Here is a 20112-nt window from a genome sequence, read left to right on the forward strand (position 1 = left end):
CACCACATTGCTTGTTACCGATCAGGTGGAACCTTCCCGATCAGATGGAACCCTCCTGATGGGGGCCGACCCCCATCGGCGGCGCGCCCGCGCAAGCACCCTAACGGACGACGGAAACACACGCCACGACCGACCCCATCGGTGGCCCGGGCGCCAGCGTCACCGACGCCTCCTTCGACGAGGCCTGAGACGAACCCCCGACCAACACGTATTATCCAACAACCCCTGCGTGGCACGGCTGGGCAGGACGCCTCCACAAGGAAACGCGCTGCGGTAGGCACATGACGGCACGATGGCCACGTCAAAGTGGGCGAACAGGACTGACACCAGCGCCCCCGACGTGTCCTATAGCTCTGATCCTTCAGGGGGCAGTCGACGCGAACCACCCTCGCATGTGCTCGTGGAAAACGAATGGGGCCAGCCCGGGCAGGCTGGCCCCATTCGCGCGGGCGGGGGAGGATGGGGGTGTCCCCGCCCGCTGGCAGGGCTGCGAGGTGTATGGGTGGTGTGGAGGTACCCCGCTGCCAACGTTGTATTACATGCCGCCGAGCACTTGCGCGACGACGATCTTTCCGACCATGGCCACCGGATAGACGAGTGCGTAGCCGAGCGCCACACGCGGGTCGGCGTTGGTGCGCCCGTTCGCGAAGGCGAGGACGGCGGGCTGTGTTTGAGCGCCGCCGAGAAGGCCGGCGAGCTTCGTTCCACCCATTCTAAACACCCACCGCATGGTTACGTAGAGGCCAATGGCCATCGTCGATGTAATGATAGCGCCCAGAATGAAGATATTGATCCAGGCGCCCGATGTGAAAGCCTCAAGGATCTGGCCGCCCGCTTTCGCGCCGGCCTGGGCGAGGAAGATAAGTAGCCCGAGTTCGGCCATCACCTGGCAGGTGGTGAAGGGAAGAGCTGTGGCGATCGGACCGATACGTCCGATACGCCCGAAGATCAGGCCAACGATGAGCGTACCCGCTGCTGAACCGATCGAGAAATACTCGCCTGACGGGGTCAGGATGGGCAATTCACCGATCGCAATACCGAGGGCCATTCCAAGGCCCAGCGAGATCGGGTTGAGGTCCGTGAGGCCGTGCGAGGAGTCGCCGAAAAATTTTGTGATTTCCGCCATTTTAGAGGTGGGGGCAACGATGCGGACGCGGTCGCCCTGCTGGAGGACGAGGCCGGGTTCGGCCACCATGTCGACGTCGCCGCGGCGCACGCGGGAGATTGACGCAGAGAATTGCTTGGCCAGGCCCAGAGATGCGACCGTGCGACCGGAAACCTTCGGGTTGGAGATTGTCATGCGACGGAAGTCCAGGTAGGTGCGGTCCTGCATGAGCGAGTGCGAAGAGGCGTGGCCTAGCTCGGTTGCCGCGCGAGCGACCAGTTCTCGTGGTCCGACGACTGTCACGAGATCACCCTGGTCAAGCGTGTCGGACATCTGTGGGCGAGTAATCGGGCCGGTCTCGCCGCGACGCAGGCGCGAGAAGGAGACCTTTTCTCCGAGTTTTTCGTAGATGTCGCCGACGAACGGATGATCGTCGCGTTCCACACGGATGGTGCGGTTCGACAGGGGAGAGGGCGCGTCCTTGTCGTTGCGGCCATAGTGCAGGGCCGCCATTGATGCGGCGAGCATTCCGATGACACCGAAAAGGTAGGCAATCGAATACCCGACGGTTGCCCGCGCGGGGTCACCACTAGCCTCGCCCGCCGCAGCGAGCGCGGGGGTATTCGTGGCGGCACCCGCGAAGGTTCCGGCGATGAGGGGGACATCCATGCCCATGGCCTTGCCGACGTACAAGCCTAGGGCCGCCGCAATGCCGTAGAAGGCGACCATCGTCAGAATCGGGCCGATGGCTGTCTTGAGGTTGTGAAAGAATGATGCGCCGGAGTTCATTCCGATCGCGAAGGTGAAGAGTGTCAGACCGAGCGTCCCCAGCTGCGGCGTGACGCGTAGTTCAATGTCGTAGGATTGAGCCCACGCGGCCATGACGATGGCGAAAAAGAGAACGGCAGCGGCCCCCAGGCCGATGCCTCTGACTGTGACCTTGCCGAAGGCCATGCCAATGCCGATGAGGAGGAACAGGAACAGCACCGGCTGGTCGTGTAATACCCCAAAGATCGTTTCCACGATGAGAACTCCGTGTCGTGAATTGAAGGTGTGCGCTACGTGTCAATTAAACCAGTTATGGGTGCTCTGTATCTCAGTCCATCGTCCTAGATGACGTTGGTGACACACAGGTCCGCACAGTGAGATAGTTGGGAGCGTCTCGCGCGGGCGAGATACCGTATTGACATGCTCAACGTTCGTGGGATTGGAATCTTTGCCCTGGTCATCGTACCTGGGCGTGCGATGCCTGCCGCGTAACGTGAGGATGGATCGCACGCCTATTCCCCGCACCCGCGCTGCTGCACGGTTTTGACGGGGTTTTTTCTTTGAGACGGTCCCAACGATTGAGAGGACGACTGGTGAGCGACACGAGTATCACCACCCGAATGACTGGAGCTGAGGCTATCGTGGCAAGCCTCGAGGCCCTGGGAGTGACCGACGTGTTCGGTATGCCCGGCGGCGCTATTTTGCCGACCTACGACCCGCTGATGGCGTCGACGGCGATTCGTCACATTCTGGTTCGACACGAGCAGGGTGCCGGGCACGCTGCCGAGGGTTACGCGATCGCAAGCGGAAAAGTTGGCTGCGCGCTGGTCACCTCGGGGCCGGGCGCGACGAACGTTCTGACTGCCCTGGGCGATGCTGCTATGGACTCAGTGCCGATCGTCGTTATCTCGGGCCAGGTTGGTGCCTCCTTGATCGGTACCGATGCCTTCCAGGAAGCGGACGTTGTGGGTGCCTCGATGCCCATCACGAAGCATTCTTTCCTGGTGACGAACCCGCAGGACATTCCCGCCCGTCTCGCCGAAGCTTTCCACCTAGCTGCTACGGGACGTCCCGGTCCCGTGCTCGTGGACATCACCAAGTCCGCTCAGATCTCGCAGATGGACTTCTCTTGGCCCCCCGCCCTTGACCTGCCTGGTTACAAGGTCGCTGATCGCCCGAACATGAAGCAGGTTCGTGCTGCAGCTCGAGCGATCGTGGAAGCGCAGGCGCCCGTGCTGTACGTCGGCGGTGGTGTCATCCGAGGCGGCGCGACTGAGGCACTCGCTGCCCTCGTTGAGGCCACTAATGCGCCCGTCGTGACGACCCTGACCGCTCGCGGAGCGTTCCCCGACTCTGATCGTCACAACCTCGGCATGCCGGGCATGCATGGGACGGTTGCCGCTGTGGGGGCCCTGCAGCGTGCGGATCTGATCGTTGCCCTCGGTGCCCGTTTCGACGATCGTGTCACCGGTCGTCTCGATTCGTTTGCGCCCCGCGCGACCGTGGTCCACATCGACATTGATGCCGCAGAGATCTCTAAGAACCGTCACGCGGACATCCCCATCGTCGCTGACCTTGCGACCGCCCTGCCGATCCTCACCGCGGAAATCGTCCAGGCCTCGGTCGACGGCGCTGAGGACATCTCCGGCTGGTGGCGCTACTTGGACCGCCTACGCACTAAGTATCCGATCGGTTGGACAACTCCCGAAGACGGCATGATGGCACCCCAGGCAGTCTTGAAGAAGCTGTCTGACCGTGTTGGCCCCGACGCCATCTACGTGACGGGTGTGGGTCAGCACCAGATGTGGGCGTCTCAGTTCATCACACTGGACAACCCGCGTAGCTTCATCTCGTCGTGTGGTTCGGGCACGATGGGTTACTGCATCCCCGCAGCTATGGGTGCCCAGGTCGGTGCCCCCGACAAGGTCGTGTGGGCGATCGACGGTGATGGCTCTTTCCAGATGACCAACCAGGAGCTGGCTACCTGCACGATCAACAACATCCCGATTAAGGTTGCCCTCATCAACAACTCAGTGCTGGGCATGGTGCGTCAGTGGCAGTCGCTGTTCTTCGGCAAGCGCTACTCGAACACGACGCTTAACCCCGTTGAGGGAGAGCAGATCCCCAACTTCGAGATGCTGGCTCAGGCCTATGGGATGGCCGCGCGCACGGTGCGCTCCATCGACGAGGTTGACGAGGCCATCGAGTGGGCCATGTCGATTAACGACCGTCCCGTTCTCATCGACTTCCGCGTGTCCAAGGACGCCATGGTCTGGCCGATGGTCGCCGCGGGTGTGTCTAACGATGAGATTCGATACGCCAAGGGCATGGCGCCCGACTGGGAGGTGGAAGACTGATGACAAACCGTCACACTCTGGCCGTGTTGGTCGAAAATAAGCCCGGTGTGCTCACCCGCGTGGCCGCGCTGTTCGCCCGCCGAGCCTTTAACATCAAGTCGCTGGCGGTGGGGGAGACCGAACACCCTGAGATCTCCCGCATGACCATCATCGTGGACGCCGACTCTGCGCCCATCGAACAGGTGGTGAAGCAGCTCAATAAGCTCATCAACGTCCTGAAAGTTGTCGAGCTTGAACCTGAAGACTCCGTCGAACGACGCCTGCTGCTCATGAAGGTCCAGGCGGACGAAACCCGTCGTACCTCCGTCCTGCAGATCGTGGATCTGTTCCGCGCACACATCGTCGACGTTCAACCTGAGTCGGTCGTCATTGAATCGGTCGGCTCTCTACCCAAACTGGAGGCGCTGCTGCGGGCTTTGGAACCCTACGGCGTCACCGAACTCGTCCAGTCGGGCGCCGTGGCCATTGGTCGCGGATCACGCTCGATCACGGATCAACTGAAGGAGAAATGATAATGGCAGAGATCATCTACGACGACGGTGCAGACCTGTCGCTGATTCAGTCCAAGAAGGTTGCCGTCATTGGCTACGGCTCGCAGGGACACGCGCACGCGCTCAACCTGAAGGATTCCGGAGTTGACGTGGTCGTCGGCCTGCGCCCTGGCTCGTCTTCGTGGGCCAAGGCTGAGGCCGCTGGCCTGGAGGTCAAGGACGTGGCCGAGGCTGTCGCCGAGGGCGACGTCGTTTCCGTGCTGCTGCCGGACCAGGTTCAGCGTTTCGTCTACGCCGAGCAGATCGCCCCCAACCTGAAGGACGGTGCCGCGCTGCTCTTCGCGCATGGCTTCAACGTTCGTTTCGGTTACATTGATGTCCCCGCCGGCCATGATGTCATCATGGTTGCCCCCAAGGGTCCGGGCCATAAGGTCCGCGAGACCTACGTGCAGGGCAAGGGTACCCCGGACGTTGTCGCTGTCGAGGTGGATGCTTCCGGCAAGGCTTGGGAGCTGGCCCTGTCGTACGCGAAGGGCATTGGTGGTACCCGCGCCGGTGTTATCAAGACGACCTTCACTGAGGAAACTGAGACGGATCTCTTCGGTGAGCAGGCTGTGCTGTGCGGTGGCGTGTCGCACCTGATCCAGGCTGGCTTCGAGACGCTGGTTGAGGCTGGCTACCAGCCTGAGATTGCTTACTTCGAGGTCTGCCACGAGATGAAGCAGATCGTCGACCTGATCAACGAGGGTGGCATCACCAAGCAGCGTTGGTCCTGCTCCGACACGGCTGAATACGGCGACTACGTCTCCGGTCCGCGCGTCATCGGGGAGGCCTCTAAGCAGGCCATGAAGGATATTCTCTCTGACATTCAGGACGGGACTTTCGCCCGCAAGTTCATCGCTGACCAGGATAACGGCGCGCTCGAGTTCAAGGCGCTGCGTGCCGAGGAAGAGTCGCACCCGATCGAGAAGACCGGCCAGAAGCTGCGTAAGGCTTTCGGTTGGGCCGATTCGGATGCGGACTACACTGAGGGCAGCGCTGCACGCTGATCTTACGCTCCTTTTCGGATAGAGCTGAGCCTCGGCCTCGTTCCTCACGTGGGACGAGGCCGAGGCTGGTTTGTGCGTGCATGGGGAGCGCGGGGATTGCCCGGGGGCGGTGTTTTTCTCGCGGCGATGTTGCCAGGCGCAGTGAACGTGTTCGGATGCAGCGCCTGTTCGTTCACTCGAAGCGCGCGTGGCTGACCGTCAGGTAGATCTATACTGCTGATCAGTCTGCTCGGGGAGGGGCAATGGGTAAGCCACTGAAGATCCTGTTTGTTATCAACGATCTGTATACTCGCGGGAACGGCCTGGCTGCCTCCGCGCGGCGAACGATTGCTCTCCTGCGTGAGCGCGGGCATCACGTTCGTGTCTTGTCGGCTCCTCCCCGCGGTCGCGATGAGTGTGGCATTGGCTTTCCCGACTATCCGCTGCCACCCCTGCGTGTCCCCATTATCGCTTCATTAATTGCCTCGCAGGGATATGCGTTCGCGCGTGTGGACCGAGCCCAGATTAAACGGGCCCTTGATTGGGCAGACGTTGTCCATCTTGAAGAACCTTTTTTCTTGCAGGCAGTTACCGCGCGCTGCGCTCGCAGATGCGGGGTTCCTGCCATGGTGACCTATCATATCCACCCCGAAAACTTGACAGCCTCGGTGTATCTCGATCGCCTCACGTGTCTGAATCGCGCGATCCTTGGCCTCTGGAAGCACGCGATTTTTAATCGCTGCGCGCTCGTTCAGTGTCCCTCGCGCTCCGTTGCAGACCGTGTGGCGACGCTGAATCTTTCTCCACCGCTGCTGTTGCTCTCTAATGGAGTGCCGCCTCAGGGCGAGGAATGCGGCGCGTGTCAGGAGGCGGGGGATTCTTTGATCATTCGTATCCTCGCGGTCGGGAGGTTCTCACGTGAGAAAGACCAAGCGACTATTGTGCGTGCCCTGCGTCATAGCGTCCATGCTCGCTCGATCCAGCTGACCCTTGCGGGGCGGGGGCCGACCGAGCGTTCCCTGCGCGCCCAGGCGTCACGCCTTCTGCGTGACGGTATCATCGCTCATCCCGTCCGCTTCGCGTTCATGAATGCGGATGAGCTTGCGTGCGAGGCGGCGCGCTCTGATCTGTATGTGCACGCGGCCCGAATTGAGGTGGAGGGGTTGAGTGCTCTAGAAGTGCTCCGCCGCGGCGTCGTGCCCATCATCGCGCGCGGACCCCTGACGGCGACCAGTCAATTCGCTCTCAGTGAGGACAGCGTGTGCGAGGTAGGTGATGCGCGCGCACTTGCCCGCGCCGTCGACGCGTGGATTGAGCGAGGTGGGGGCGAGCGGCGGCGAGAGGCGCACCGCTATCGGTGTGTGGGGGACCTGTATGACATTCGGGCCTGTGTGGATGTCCTGGAGGAGACTTACCGGCGGTTAGTTTCTGTGGGTGTATCGAATAACAGAGCATGACGAGAGGAAAGTGACCAGCGTGGTGTGACGGTTGATCAGTCTGACGAGTAAGTTGACATGTCTCCGATAAGTGGCCATCCAGCATCTCAACGCGAATGATGAATCCAGCGGTGGGGACGATCAGACTCGGTTGCCACGCATTGATGCCGCTCTTCCACTGGGAAACACCAACGATGGCTTTCTGTCACCCTCTGGCCATGCGTGAACGAACGGCACCGCCTCCCACATCTTTTCCTCTTCCGCAACGATGCTGACCGGCTGAGGCGGCGTTGTCGGATGCTGGAACTACGTCGCACCCTCCGAGGGTGTCGACCTGACCCGCATGAGACGTGAGGCTGGGGCGGGGAAACATCAACGCCTGCCCGGCCCAGGCCTCGTCTATGGGGCACGTCACGGCGCAAAGGGACCACGGGTTGGAACGAGGCCAACTCGGCGCACGCCAGCAGGGGAAGATGGAGCCATGACACTGAATATCGCAGTAATCCCCGGCGACGGGATCGGCAAGGAAATCGTCCCCGAAGGCCTGAAGGTTCTGGACCGCGTCCTGGCGGATAAGGGCATCGAGTACTCCACGACCCACTTCGACCTGGGAGCAGCGCGCTGGCACGCCACCGGCGATACACTCACCGACGAGGACCTTGAGGCCATCAAGGCCCACGACGTCATCCTCCTCGGCGCGGTCGGCGACCCCTCCGTGCCCTCCGGCGTCCTCGAACGCGGCCTCCTCCTCAAGCTGCGCTTCGCCCTCGACCACTACGTCAACCTGCGCCCCTCCAAATACTACGAGGGCGTCCCAAGCCCCCTGGCCAACCCCGGCGACATCGACTTCGTTGTCGTGCGCGAGGGCACCGAGGGCCTGTACTGCGGAAACGGCGGCGCCGTGCGCGTGGGAACACCGTACGAGATCGCCACCGAAGTCAGCGTCAACACCGCCTACGGCGTCGAGCGCGTCGTGCGCTACGCCTTCGAAGCCGCAACCTCGCGCAAGAAACACCTCACCCTGGTCCACAAGCACAACGTGCTGGTCAACGCCGGCCACATGTGGCGCCGCATCGTCGACGAGGTGGGGGAGGAGTACCCGGACGTGGTCGTCGACTACTGCCACATCGACGCCGCCACCATCTACATGGTCACCGACCCCGCGCGCTTCGACGTCATCGTCACCGACAACCTGTTCGGCGACATCCTCACCGACGAGGCCGGGGCCGTCACCGGCGGCATCGGCCTGAGCGCGTCGGGCAACCTCAACCCCTCGCGGGAGTACCCCTCCATGTTTGAACCCGTGCACGGCTCCGCCCCCGACATCGCCGGGCAAGGCAAGGCAGACCCGACCGCAACGATCTCTTCCGTGGCGCTCATGCTTGACTTCATGGGCTACGCGGACGAAGCCCGTCGCGTGCGCGACGCGATCGACGCCGACATGACGAAGCGCGCGCAGGCTGCAGCGGACGGCAACCCGCTCGTGCGCTCGACCTCCCAGATCGGCGACGACATCGCCGCTCAGCTCTGACATCGGCAGACGACACAACTCAGGGCCGCTCCCCGCCGGGGAGCGGCCCTGTTGTAATCTCCGGGTGGTGTGCGAAGACGCGCGAGGCGCGCCTCAGCGGGTGCCGATGAGTGCGGGCAAGGTCGTGCGAGTCGCCCACTGCTCAATGTCCGCTAGGGCGGCGCTGGCGCCTGCCAGTCGCACCTGCCTGGAGTCGGAAGTCAGCAGAGCTGCATCTGCCGCCAGTAGGTTAGAAGCCAGGGTGGCGGCATCCAGGTCGGGAAGCGCGCAGCGAGGCGTGCGCGTGTCGGCGACGCCAGCCCGCAGGGCGACCTGTGAGCGGGTCAGTAGCTGGCCCGACACATCGTAGGCGTCGTTGAGCGTTCCGGCGCTCACCTGTGCCTTCGGGAGCGTGGAGGCCGTGCAATCCCACACGGCCACGGCCTGGGACAGCTCCGGCGAGGATGCAAGATCCTTGCCCGATGGAGCGAAGGTAGAGGAAATGGTGGTTTCATCGTAGAGATCGATCGACCAGGTTTGAACGCCCCCTCGAGACGCCGTGTTCACGTGATCGTTGACGAGCATTGCCTGCGAATCGCCCGCATCCAGGTTGATGCCGTAAACGTCGGCCAGGGTCACAGCGCCCGCATAGCGTCCGAGCGCGGAGGCCGCCAACGTGCGGGCCTCATCCGTGTCGGAGCGGTCAGGGTCTGCGGCAATCTCCAGATCGCGCGTGGCCGTGCGGGCCAGCCAAGAGACGAAGGCAGACAGGTCAGTGGGAGCCTCGGACACGGGCGCGGGGGCGCTCGCTCCATCAGGGGTCGCGCCTCCCCATGGGTCCCACAGCCCTCCGAGTGTCTCAAGGCGTTGATCCGACGCTGAGGCGAGTGCACGCAGAGCACTCGAGCATGACGCGCAGTCAGTTGCGGCTTCAGCGAGCTGAGTTGCGCGAGAAGAAGCAGCGGCCTCCGTGCGCGCGGCCTGGTCACGCACTGCCGCAAACCCCGACAGGGCCGGCAGGGACGACGAGGAGCAGGCGGACAACGCGAACACCATCGCGCCGGCGACAACGACCCCCGTGAAACGAGGTGTGGTTACAGTCAGTCTTGCACAATGCACCCCCGCATCATCCCACACCCCAAGCTAGGATAGGTAACTGACCCGCGTACGCGAGAAGAAAGACAGGGATACATGGGATCGCCCACGACAGACGGAGCACTCGAGGAACTACTGGCTCCAGTGGTGAGCGCCTCGGGACTGGAACTGGATTCGGTAACCCGCACGCGCTCCAACGCGATGCCGCTCCTGCGGGTCGTTGTCGAGGCGCCGATCGGTGCCGAAGGCATTGACTCTGACACCCTTGCGGACGTGTCCCGCGCCATCTCCAAGACCCTGGATGTCGCAGATCCGATCGACGGCGAGTACCTGTTGGAAGTTTCCACTCCCGGAGCCGAGCGCGAACTCACCAAGGTCGGGCATTGGATGCGACAGGTTGGACGTCTCGTGCGTATCAAGCTGCGCGCCGGTGGGTATGTGTCGGGTCGCGTTGTTGCCGCGGACGAGACGAGAGTAACAATCGACGTTGATGGTGAGTCGAGGGTCATTAACTATCAAGACATACGTAAGGCGCGCGCCCGCATCGACTTTGGGTCGGAGAAATAATTGCCCGTCATCTCTTATGCGTGTGGCTGCGTGAAACAGCTAACCGCGTGAGTATGAGCCGTGCTATAGAGTTATCGGTGAGGGGTGGTGCGAAAGGCGGTACAGGGTCCCCGGTCGGACGCACCCCTTAGCGAGGTTACCCCGAGGAAGGTGTGGCGAGACCAGCACAACGACCACCGATGACGATGAATCGACTACCATTGGCTATCAGGACATGAGGAAGGCGCGCTCCCGCGTCGACTCTGGAACGGGGAAGTAGGAGACCATGGAAATCGATATGACCGCTCTGCGGATGGTGGAAAACGAGAAGGGCATCAGCCTCGAAACCCTCGTTGACGCCATCGAAGAGGCGTTGCTTAAGGCGTACCATAACCTGCCCGGAGCTATCTCTCAGGCCCGCATCGAAATCGATAAGAAGACAGGGCGCGTCACCGTCATGGCGATGGATGAGGACGAGGACGGCAACCCCATCGGCGAATTCGATGACACGCCCAAGAACTTCGGACGCATCGCCCAATCCACCGCGCGCTCCGTCATTATGCAGCGCCTGCGCGACGCCGACGACCAGCGTGTCTTCGGTGACTTCGCCGGTCGCGAGGGCCAGATCATCACCGGCACCGTGCAGGCCCCGCGTCCCGGTCGTCCCACGATGGTCCAGGTTTCCGATGACTTCGAGGCAGTTTTGCCTGACGGCGAGAAAGTCCCCGGCGAGTCTTACCGTCACGGTGACCGCATCCGCGCCTACATCGTGGGCGTTGAACGTACCGATCGTGGGCCTCGTATCACCCTCTCGCGCACCCACCCCAACCTCGTCGCCGGCCTCTTCCAACGCGAGGTCCCCGAAATTCAGCAGGGACTCGTCAAGATCAAGGCAATCGCTCGCGAGGCCGGCCACCGCACAAAGATCGCCGTGGCCGCGACCCGTGACGGCATCAATGCCAAGGGAGCTTGCATTGGCCCCATGGGTGCGCGTGTGCGCTCCGTCATGGCGGAACTCGGCGGAGAAAAGATCGACATCGTCGATTACTCTGACGACCCGGCGCGCTTTGTTGCCAACTCGCTGTCTCCGGCGCGTGTGACCCGTGTGGTTGTCCACTCCATTGACAATCGCACCGCGACCGCGATCGTGCCCGACTTCCAGCTCTCGCTCGCTATCGGTAAGGAAGGGCAAAACGCCCGCCTCGCGGCGCGCCTGACCAACTACCACATCGACATTCATTCCGACACGGAAACAGGCGACGACGCGACAGTCTCGCGAGTCTCCACACCCGATGACGTGACAAGTCGCTCATAGATTCTGAGACGAGCAATCCCCTAGCTGGACTAAGCTAAGGGACTGTGTCGTATTCTGTGCCGTCTGAACCCTCCACCGGGCCCCAGCGTACCTGTATTGGATGCGGCGCACACGCGCATCGACACGCACTCGTGCGAATCGTGCGCTCGCCCGACGGTGCGGTTCGTCCCGACCCGACGGCGACTCTTCCAGGCCGAGGAGCATGGATTCACCCTGACGTGGTGTGTATCCAACGCGCCCGAGCCAGGCGAGTCCTCGCGCGTGCCTTCCGAACGGGAAACCTGCCGGAGAGCGTGTGGGACGATGTGGAGGAGCTGATCACTACCCAATGATGGCCACGAGCCATCAACGCCGAGATAATGGAAGCGGGTTGGAAGCTGATGGGCACCCGATGAGTACCCAGCGATGAGCTGCCAGCAATATCAGTAAGGCGTCTCCACACCGGAGGCGCTTCCGGAATGGAGAAATGTGGCAAAGTTGCGTGTCCACGAGCTCGCCAAAGAGCTCGGAATCACCAGCAAAGAACTGATGGGTCACCTGAAGGAAGCGGGTGAATTCGTCAAGTCGTCCTCGTCCTCGCTCGAGCCGCCCGTCGTGCGGCAGATGCGCGAGAAGTTCACGGCGGCACCCAAGACAAACAAGAAGGCGGAGAATAAACCCGCCCCCAAGCCGGGCGCGGCTAAGCCGATGCCGAAGAAGCCCGCCGCCGCCAAAGCGCCAGCCGAACAGGCCTCGACCGTGGCTGCCCCCAAGGNCGTGGCTCCACTCCCGGAGCATTCGGCCGTGGAGGCGGTCGCTCGCAGCGCGGACGCAAGTCGAAGCGCGCGAAGCGTCAAGAGTACGAGCAGCAAAACGCTCCCGTCATCGGCGGCGTCGCGATCCCGCGCGGCAACGGCGCGCAGATCCGCATCCGCCAGGGCGCATCTCTGGCCGATCTCGCTGAGAAGATCGACGTCAATCCCGCAGCGCTGGTGACCGTCCTCTTCGCGTTGGGTGAGATGGCCACCGCCACGCAGTCCCTCGACCAGGACACCTTCGAAGCCCTGGGCGCGGAGCTCGGCTACGACGTCAAGGTCGTCTCCCCCGAGGACGAGGACCGCGAACTCCTCGAATCCTTCGACATCGACCTCGAGGCCGAAGAACTCGACGATGCTGAGAACATGGAACCCCGTCCTCCGGTTGTGACTGTCATGGGTCACGTCGATCACGGTAAGACGAAGCTGCTTGACGCTATCCGTCACACCGATGTTGTCGACACCGAGCACGGTGGTATCACACAGCACATCGGTGCCTACCAGGTCAAGGTCACCGCCGAGGATGGAACGCGCCGCCCGATCACCTTCATCGACACGCCCGGTCACGAGGCCTTCACGGCCATGCGTGCCCGCGGTGCCCAGGTCACCGACATCGCGATCCTCGTGGTCGCCGCCGATGACGGCGTCATGCCCCAGACGGTTGAGGCCATCAACCACGCCCAGGCAGCTGACGTGCCGATCGTCGTCGCGGTCAACAAGATCGATAAGGAAGGCGCGAACCCGGATAAGATTCGTTCGCAGCTCACCGAATATGGCCTGGTCGCGGAGGAATACGGTGGCGACGTCATGTTCGTCAACATCTCCGCCAAGCAGCGCACGGGTATCCGCGAGCTGCTCGAAGCGGTCCTGTTGACTGCAGACGCGGCGCTGACTCTTGAAGCCAACCCAAACACGGACGCCCGCGGCGTCGCCATCGAGGCGAACCTCGACAAGGGCCGTGGCGCCGTCGCGACCATGCTGGTCCAGCGCGGCACGCTGCGCGTCGGCGACTCCCTTGTAGTCGGTGCCTCGTATGGCCGTGTGCGCGCCATGTTCGACGACGCCGGAAAGGACGTGTCCGAGGCCGGTCCCTCGATGCCGGTTCAGGTCCTGGGCCTGACCTCCGTTCCGCGTGCAGGTGACTCCTTCTTGGTTGCCGCCGACGACCGTACTGCCCGCCAGATCGCTGACAAGCGTGAGGCCGCCGAGCGCCAAGCCCTGCTGGCAAAGCGCCGCAAGCGTGTCTCCTTGGAGGACTTCGACAAGGTCCTGGCCGAGGGCGAGGTCGACACCCTCAACCTGGTCATCAAGGGCGACGTGTCCGGTGCCGTCGAGGCTCTGGAAGACTCGCTGCTGCGCATTGACGTGGGAGACGAAGTCGCGCTGCGTATTATCCACCGCGGCGTCGGTGCGATCACGCAGAACGACGTCAATCTGGCGACCGTCGACAACGCGGTCATCATCGGCTTCAACGTTCGTCCCGCCGAGCGCGTGGCCGAGATGGCGGACGCCGAGGGCGTTGAGATTAAGTACTACAACGTCATTTACTCCGCGATCGACGACATTGAGGCAGCCCTCAAGGGTATGCTCAAGCCGATCTACGAGGAAGTCCAGCTGGGCACCGCTGAGATTCGACAGGTCTTCCACTCCGGCAGGTTCGGCAACATCGCAGGGTCGCTCGTCCGCTCCGGTACGATCAAGCGTGGCACAAAGGCTCGCCTGGTGCGCGACGGCGTCGTGGTGGCCGACAACCTCGAGATCGCGTCCCTGCGTCGCGAGAAGGACGATGTCACTGAGGTCCGTGAGGGATACGAGTGCGGCATCACCCTGGGTTACAAAGACATCGCTGAGGGCGACGTCATTGAGACCTGGGAGATGCGCGAGAAGGCTCGTGACTGATCGCGTGGATTGAAGTCGGGGTCCGGGCACGCTCGGACCCCGATCTGTCGTATGAAGTGTTTCTACGTGGGCGTATAGGCCCGAAAGGAGGGCGCGATGGCTGATGAGGCCCGCGTTCGTAAGGTGCAGGAGCGAATCCTGCAAACTGTCGCGTCGATGATTGGGCGCCACGTGAAGGATCCTCGCCTGGAGATGGTGACGATCACGGACGTGCGTGTGACGGGTGACCTGCAGCACGCATCTGTTTTCTACACGGTGTTCGGCGATGACGAGCAGCGCGAGAAGGCGGCGCGCGCCTTCACGTCCGCACAGGGTCTGTTCCGTTCGCGCGTCGGCAAGGCCCTGGGGTTGCGTCTGACTCCGACCCTGGAGTTCATTCCTGATGCGCTGCCCGAGAGCGCAGCTGCGCTTGAGGATGCTCTGGCGAAGGCTAAGGCGAAGGACGAAGCCATCGCGGTCGCCTCTGTCGGAGCCGCCTACGCCGGCGAGGAGGACCCTTATCGTCACGACGACGAAGAGGACCAGGCTGAGAAGGATTGGGCCTGACCTCATGGCTCGGCGTCCTGATAATCCCCGCCCCGGCCTCGTTGTTATTGACAAGCCGCAGGGGATCACCAGCCACGACGTGGTCTCTCGCGTGCGACGCCTGGCCCACACTCGCAAGGTGGGGCACGGTGGCACGCTGGACCCGATGGCCACGGGAGTCCTCGTCCTTGGCATCGGCAAGGCGACGAAGCTGCTCACCTGGGTGAGTGGGCACTCGAAGGAATATCGGGCAACGATTCGTTTCGGTGTCGCTACCAACACGGACGATGCCGAGGGTGCGCCCTGTGCGGTACAGGGTTGTGTCTTCCTGACCGAGGCGGACGTTGAGGCGGTGCTAGCGCCCCTGCGCGGGGACATCATGCAGGTGCCGACGACTGTTTCAGCGATCAAGGTGGGCGGTAAGCGAGCCTACGCGCTGGCCCGCGCAGGTGAGGACGTTGAGCTGGCGGCCCGCCCGGTGCGAATTTCGCGCTTGGAAGTCCTCTCGCCCCCGCGCTGTGGCGAGTACGTCGTCGACGAGGCCGGGGTGCAGGAGGGGCGTTCAGCGTGCGCTCCGAGGTTGGTCCCCGTCGTTGACGTTGATGTGGACGTCGAGTGCTCCTCGGGTACCTACGTGCGTGCTCTCGCGCGCGACGCGGGGAAGGCATTGGGGGTTGGCGCTCACCTGAGCGCGTTGCGCCGCACGCGCGTCGGCGACTTTACGCTGGATGAGGCCTTCACCCTGGACGAGCTTGACGCCGTCGTTGAAGAGACGGATGCGGGGGAGGGCGCCCAACCCGTCTTACCGTTGATTCCCCTGGGTCGCGCTGCGCTGGCCATGTTTCCCTCACTGCCCTTGACCGAGGCCGAGGCGGGCGCCTTCGCGCATGGTCAAGCACCCAGGCGCTCGTCCGATGCGCTCACCCAGTGGATGAGCGAGGTCGGCTATGCGGCGCCGAACTTTGCGGAGGGTGAGGCCCCGCCGATTGCTGCCACGTCGGAGTCGGGCGACGTTCTTGGCCTGCTGCGCATCGATGATTCCCGCCTGCGAACCATCCTGGTTTTCTGAGAAAGAGAAACAATGAACGTTTGGCAATCCCTCATCGACATCCCCGGCAACGAGGCCAGTGTCGTGACCATCGGTAACTTCGATGGAATGCACAACGGACATAAGAAAGTTATCGAGACTTGTGTGGAGCGCGCTCACAAGCTCGGTGTGGACGCCGTTGCCATTACTTTCGATCCGCATCCCATTCAGGTGCACAAGCCCGAGGTGGGCCTCCAGCTCATCTCGCCGCTGCGTGATCGCCTCGATGCCATGGCAGCAGCGGGATTGGACGCAACCCTCGTCGCCCACTACGACAAGAGCGTCTACAGCCTCGAGCCCGACGAGTTCGTCTACGAATTCTTGGTCGAACGCTGCGGTGCGCGCGAGGTCGTCGTCGGTGAGGACTTCCATTTCGGGCGCGGTAACCGTGGCACGATCGACACCTTGCGGGCACTGGGCCGCCAATACGGGTTCGATGTCTTGACCGTCACTGACATTGAGGCTCCCGAAGGTAGGCGTTGGTCCTCCTCGTGGGTGCGCGAACTCCTGGCCGCAGGCGACGTCGCCGGTGCCGCCCGGGTCCTGGGTCACCTCCACCGTATCCGCGGGACTGTGTGTCACGGCTTCAAGCGTGGTCGCACACTCGGATTCCCCACAGCGAATCTGTCCGGAGACGTCGAAGGCGTCATTCCCGCCGATGGCGTCTACGCCGGCTGGGTTGTGCGTGCTGTCCCCGGTACCCAATCCGCCGAGTTCCTCCCTGCCGCTATCTCCGTGGGTTCTAACCCCCAGTTCAACGGTGAAGAGCGCACCGTCGAGGCCCACGTCCTGGGGCGATCGGATCTGAACTTGTATGGTGAACGTATTGCGGTCACCTTCGTGTCGCGTATCCGCCCCATGCTCTCTTTCGACACACTTGACGACTTGCTGAGCCAGATGGACGACGACTTGCGTCAGACCGCGTCAGTCCTCGGTATCGGCGTCGCCGGACGCATCGACCCGGACTCCGTCACCGCATCCTAACGCGCCCCCGACCTCACCTGTCACTCACCCGCTGGGGTGCCCGATTCCACTCACACGTGTACACAGGTGATGGGGGAGGGATGCCTGCCTCTTCCGCGTCCGGCCAAATCGTTAGCTTCGTCGCTCACGAGGGGACGCGCATCCCAGACGTGATACTGTAGAAAGGCCGTAGATCGGCCGCGGATCGTCAGCACCCGGGAGAAGCTCGGATGCCCCGCGCAACGAATACAAAGGAGAAGCCTGTGCCGCTGAGCAAGGACGTCAAGGACCAGATCATCGCCGAGTACGCAACCCACGAGGGCGACACCGGTTCCCCCGAGGTGCAGATTGCGCTGCTGACCCAGCGCATCAAGGACCTGACCGAGCACTTCAAGACCCACACGCACGACCATCACTCCCGTCGTGGCCTGCTGCTGCTGGTTGGCCGTCGCCGCCGCCTGCTGGGTTACCTCGCCGACATCGACATTGAGCGTTACCGTTCGCTCATTGAGCGTCTCGGCCTGCGCCGCTGATTTTGGGCCGGCCCGCCTCCCGTAGCGGAGACGGGCCGGTTTTCACACGCCCGCCTCGGGCAAACCGTCATTTGTCGCGCACAAGCCGCCGGTTTTCGACAGTGGCCTCCGGAGCGATCATCCGTGGGCTTCGATCGAAGGCCGAAGTGGAGCGCGACCCCACCAACCCAAGGAGAAACGCCCCATGATGGAAGGCTCCGACATCGTCGCCGCAGAGGCGATTATTGATAACGGTCGTTTCGGTAAGCGCACCGTGCGCTTCGAAACCGGTCGTCTCGCTAAGCAGGCTGCCGGCTCTGCCCTAGCTTACCTGGATGATTCTACGACCGTTTTGTCCGCCACGACGGTGGGCAAGAACCCGAAGGATCAGTTCGACTTCTTCCCGCTAACCGTCGACGTGGAAGAGCGTCAGTACGCCGCCGGTCGCATCCCCGGTTCCTTCTTCCGCCGAGAAGGCCGCGCGGGCACAGAGGCCATCCTGGCTGCCCGCCTCATCGACCGCCCGCTGCGTCCTGGCTTCGTCAAGGGCCTGCGCAACGAGGTCCAGGTCGTCGAGACTGTCCTGACGATCGACCCGGATGACGCCTACGACGTTCTGGCGATTAACGCGGCCTCCATGTCCACCCAGATCGCCGGTCTTCCTTTCACAGGCCCGATCGGAGGCACGCGCCTGGCACTTATCGACGGCCAGTGGGTTGCTTTCCCGCGCTGGAGTGAACTCGAGCGCTCCGTCTTCAACATCGTCGTCGCGGGCCGTATCGTCACCAAGGCAGATGGCTCCGACGACGTCGCGATCATGATGGTCGAGGCTGGCGGCGGCAAGAACGAGTGGGAACTCATCCAGGCCGGTGCTACCGCCCCCACCGAAGATGTCGTGGCCGACGGCCTCGAGGCCGCCAAGCCTTTCATCAAGGCCCTGTGTGAGGCGCAGATCAAGGTTGCCGAGAGGGCTTCTAAGGAGACCGCTGACTTCCCGCTCTTCCTGGACTACACTGACGAGGAATACGCGGCGGTCGAGGAATTCGCGGCCGAGAAGGTCGCTCAGGCTTTGTTGACTGAGGGTAAGCTCGCCCGTGACGAGGCCGTTGACGCCGTCAAGGAAGAGATGCTCGGTGCCCTGGCCGAGCGATTCCCCGAGTCGGAGAAGGCACTCAAGGCCGCCTTCCGGTCGCTTGAAAAAGCTACGATTCGTAACCGCACCCTGCGCGAAGAGATCCGCATGGATGGTCGTACTCCGCGCCAGATCCGCTCTCTTTCCGCCGAGGTCGAGGTTCTTCCTCGCGTGCACGGCTCCGCCCTCTTCCAGCGTGGTGAGACCCAGATCCTGGGCGTGACCACGCTGGCGATGCTGCGCATGGAACAGCAGATCGACAACCTGTCGCCTGTTAACTCCAAGCGCTACATGCACCAGTACAACTTCCCGCCGTTCTCCACCGGCGAGGTCGGGCGCGTCGGGTCCCCGAAGCGCCGCGAGATCGGTCACGGTGACCTGGCTGAGCGTGCACTGGTGCCGGTCCTGCCTTCGCGTGAGGAGTTCCCCTACGCGATCCGCCAAGTGTCGGAGACCATGGGTTCTAACGGTTCCTCATCGATGGGGTCCGTGTGTGCCTCGACCCTGTCCCTCCTCCAGGCCGGCGTGCCGCTGCGTGCCCCCGTCGCTGGCATCGCGATGGGCCTCATGACCGGCGAGGTCGATGGCCAGTTCAAGGCCGTCACCCTGACCGACATTCTTGGTGCCGAGGACGGCTTCGGCGACATGGACTTCAAGGTTGCCGGCACCCGTGACTTCATCACGGCCCTGCAGCTGGACACTAAGCTCGACGGCATCGACTCCCAGGTGCTGCGCGGCGCGCTGGCCCAGGCCCGCGACGCCCGCCTGGCGATCCTCGATCTGATTGGTCAGGCGATCGATGGGCCGGATGAGATGAGTCCGAACGCTCCTCGCATCATCACGGTCAAGGTTCCCGTCGACAAGATCGGAGAGGTCATCGGCCCCAAGGGCAAGATGATCAACCAGATTCAGGACGAGACCGGCGCTGACGTCACTATCGAGGACGACGGCACCGTCTACATCGCCTCCTCCGACGGCGCCTCCGCTGAGGCCGCGCGCACGATGGTCAACCAGATCGCGAACCCGCAGATGCCTGAGGTCGGCGAGCGCTTCGTCGGCACGGTCGTCAAGACCACCTCTTTCGGCGCTTTCGTGTCGCTGACCCCCGGCAAGGACGGACTCCTGCACATTTCGCAGGTCCGTCGCCTTGTGGGTGGCAAGCGCATCGACTCCGTCGATGACGTGCTTCAGGTCGGCCAGCAAGTCGAGGTTGAGATCAACGAGATCGGTGACCGTGGCAAGTTGAGCCTACACGCCGTCATCGATGGCGAGGCCGGTGAACTGGAACTGCCTGAGGGCGAATCCGCTGAGCCGCGCCGCGAGCGTCGCGATCGTTTCGAGCGTCGCGAGCGTCGTCCCCGTACTCGTACCCGTCGTCGCCGCGACGACGAGCGTGAGGAAGGCATTTCTGAGGAGTGAGTAGCTCCCGATAGTCGACACGGTCAGGTGGCCGGGGTAGAGCGTGTGCTCCGCCCCGGCCACCGGCCCATTGACGGCTACACTGTGTACGTTTCGTGCCAAGCCCTGATCAGGGGACGTAAGAGGAGAA

The 20112-nt window shown here is 63.1% G+C and carries 17 protein-coding genes; 15 read left to right on the top strand and 2 right to left on the bottom strand.

Going from position 1 to position 20112, the window contains the following annotated elements:
* Positions 1-535: 535 nt before the first annotated feature.
* Positions 536-2128 carry an aspartate:alanine exchanger family transporter gene (locus tag BQ7477_RS07595; protein WP_073983424.1) on the bottom strand — a complete coding sequence of 531 codons (1593 nt, stop codon included), beginning with the start codon at positions 2126-2128 and terminating at the stop codon, positions 536-538.
* A gap of 335 nt (positions 2129-2463) precedes the next feature.
* On the opposite strand from BQ7477_RS07595, the gene BQ7477_RS07605 reads away from it, so the two are divergent.
* From BQ7477_RS07605 to BQ7477_RS07625, 5 genes are all read left to right on the top strand, one after another.
* Positions 2464-4230 (top strand): acetolactate synthase large subunit, encoded by a 1767-nt coding sequence (locus BQ7477_RS07605; RefSeq protein WP_073983569.1) that lies wholly within the window; start codon positions 2464-2466, stop codon positions 4228-4230.
* Positions 4230-4742, top strand: a complete 513-nt coding sequence (gene ilvN / locus BQ7477_RS07610) for an acetolactate synthase small subunit (RefSeq protein WP_073983425.1) — start codon at positions 4230-4232, stop codon at positions 4740-4742. Before BQ7477_RS07605 ends, ilvN begins: the two co-directional genes overlap by 1 nt.
* 2 nt (positions 4743-4744) lie before the next feature.
* The gene (gene ilvC, locus BQ7477_RS07615; RefSeq protein ID WP_073983426.1) at positions 4745-5770 is read left to right on the top strand and encodes a ketol-acid reductoisomerase; all 1026 of its coding nucleotides are present in this window, start codon (positions 4745-4747) and stop codon (positions 5768-5770) included.
* A gap of 242 nt (positions 5771-6012) precedes the next feature.
* Complete coding sequence (locus BQ7477_RS07620; RefSeq protein WP_073983427.1) at positions 6013-7206, top strand: glycosyltransferase; 1194 nt, start codon at positions 6013-6015, stop codon at positions 7204-7206.
* A 460-nt stretch (positions 7207-7666) separates the two neighbouring features.
* Positions 7667-8716 carry a 3-isopropylmalate dehydrogenase gene (locus tag BQ7477_RS07625; protein ID WP_073983428.1) on the top strand — a complete coding sequence of 350 codons (1050 nt, stop codon included), beginning with the start codon at positions 7667-7669 and terminating at the stop codon, positions 8714-8716.
* Positions 8717-8809: 93 nt separating this feature from the next.
* On the opposite strand, the gene BQ7477_RS07630 is transcribed toward BQ7477_RS07625, so the two are convergent.
* A complete protein-coding gene (locus BQ7477_RS07630) occupies positions 8810-9814 on the bottom strand; it encodes a hypothetical protein (protein ID WP_129582522.1) in 1005 nt (334 codons plus the stop codon).
* Positions 9815-9886: 72 nt separating this feature from the next.
* On the opposite strand from BQ7477_RS07630, the gene BQ7477_RS07635 reads away from it, so the two are divergent.
* The 10 genes from BQ7477_RS07635 (at position 9887) to BQ7477_RS07680 (ending at position 19982) form a co-directional block, all read left to right on the top strand.
* Positions 9887-10357 carry a ribosome maturation factor RimP gene (locus BQ7477_RS07635; RefSeq protein WP_073983430.1) on the top strand — a complete coding sequence of 157 codons (471 nt, stop codon included), beginning with the start codon at positions 9887-9889 and terminating at the stop codon, positions 10355-10357.
* A 265-nt stretch (positions 10358-10622) separates the two neighbouring features.
* Positions 10623-11651, top strand: a complete 1029-nt coding sequence (gene nusA / locus BQ7477_RS07640; protein WP_073983431.1) for a transcription termination factor NusA — start codon at positions 10623-10625, stop codon at positions 11649-11651.
* Positions 11652-11707: 56 nt separating this feature from the next.
* Positions 11708-11983 carry a YlxR family protein gene (locus BQ7477_RS07645; RefSeq protein ID WP_268753720.1) on the top strand — a complete coding sequence of 92 codons (276 nt, stop codon included), beginning with the start codon at positions 11708-11710 and terminating at the stop codon, positions 11981-11983.
* A gap of 196 nt (positions 11984-12179) precedes the next feature.
* A complete protein-coding gene (locus tag BQ7477_RS12440) occupies positions 12180-12626 on the top strand; it encodes a hypothetical protein (protein WP_478209462.1) in 447 nt (148 codons plus the stop codon).
* Positions 12515-14344, top strand: coding sequence for a translation initiation factor IF-2 (gene infB / locus BQ7477_RS07655; RefSeq protein WP_234968753.1), 1830 nt, complete (start codon positions 12515-12517; stop codon positions 14342-14344). The genes BQ7477_RS12440 and infB overlap by 112 nt, the downstream gene beginning before the upstream one ends.
* 96 nt (positions 14345-14440) lie before the next feature.
* A complete protein-coding gene (gene rbfA / locus BQ7477_RS07660; RefSeq protein ID WP_073983432.1) occupies positions 14441-14890 on the top strand; it encodes a 30S ribosome-binding factor RbfA in 450 nt (149 codons plus the stop codon).
* A gap of 4 nt (positions 14891-14894) precedes the next feature.
* Positions 14895-15938, top strand: coding sequence for a tRNA pseudouridine(55) synthase TruB (truB, locus tag BQ7477_RS07665; RefSeq protein WP_073983433.1), 1044 nt, complete (start codon positions 14895-14897; stop codon positions 15936-15938).
* A gap of 12 nt (positions 15939-15950) precedes the next feature.
* Complete coding sequence (locus BQ7477_RS07670; protein ID WP_073983434.1) at positions 15951-16940, top strand: bifunctional riboflavin kinase/FAD synthetase; 990 nt, start codon at positions 15951-15953, stop codon at positions 16938-16940.
* A 242-nt stretch (positions 16941-17182) separates the two neighbouring features.
* The gene (gene rpsO / locus BQ7477_RS07675) at positions 17183-17452 is read left to right on the top strand and encodes a 30S ribosomal protein S15 (protein ID WP_073983435.1); all 270 of its coding nucleotides are present in this window, start codon (positions 17183-17185) and stop codon (positions 17450-17452) included.
* Positions 17453-17636: 184 nt separating this feature from the next.
* On the top strand, positions 17637-19982 hold the full coding sequence (locus tag BQ7477_RS07680; RefSeq protein WP_073983436.1) for a polyribonucleotide nucleotidyltransferase: 2346 nt from the start codon (positions 17637-17639) through the stop codon (positions 19980-19982).
* Positions 19983-20112 lie beyond the last annotated feature (130 nt).

This window comes from Actinomyces bouchesdurhonensis (assembly GCF_900128465.1).
Taxonomy (GTDB): Bacteria; Actinomycetota; Actinomycetes; order Actinomycetales; family Actinomycetaceae; genus Pauljensenia; species Pauljensenia bouchesdurhonensis.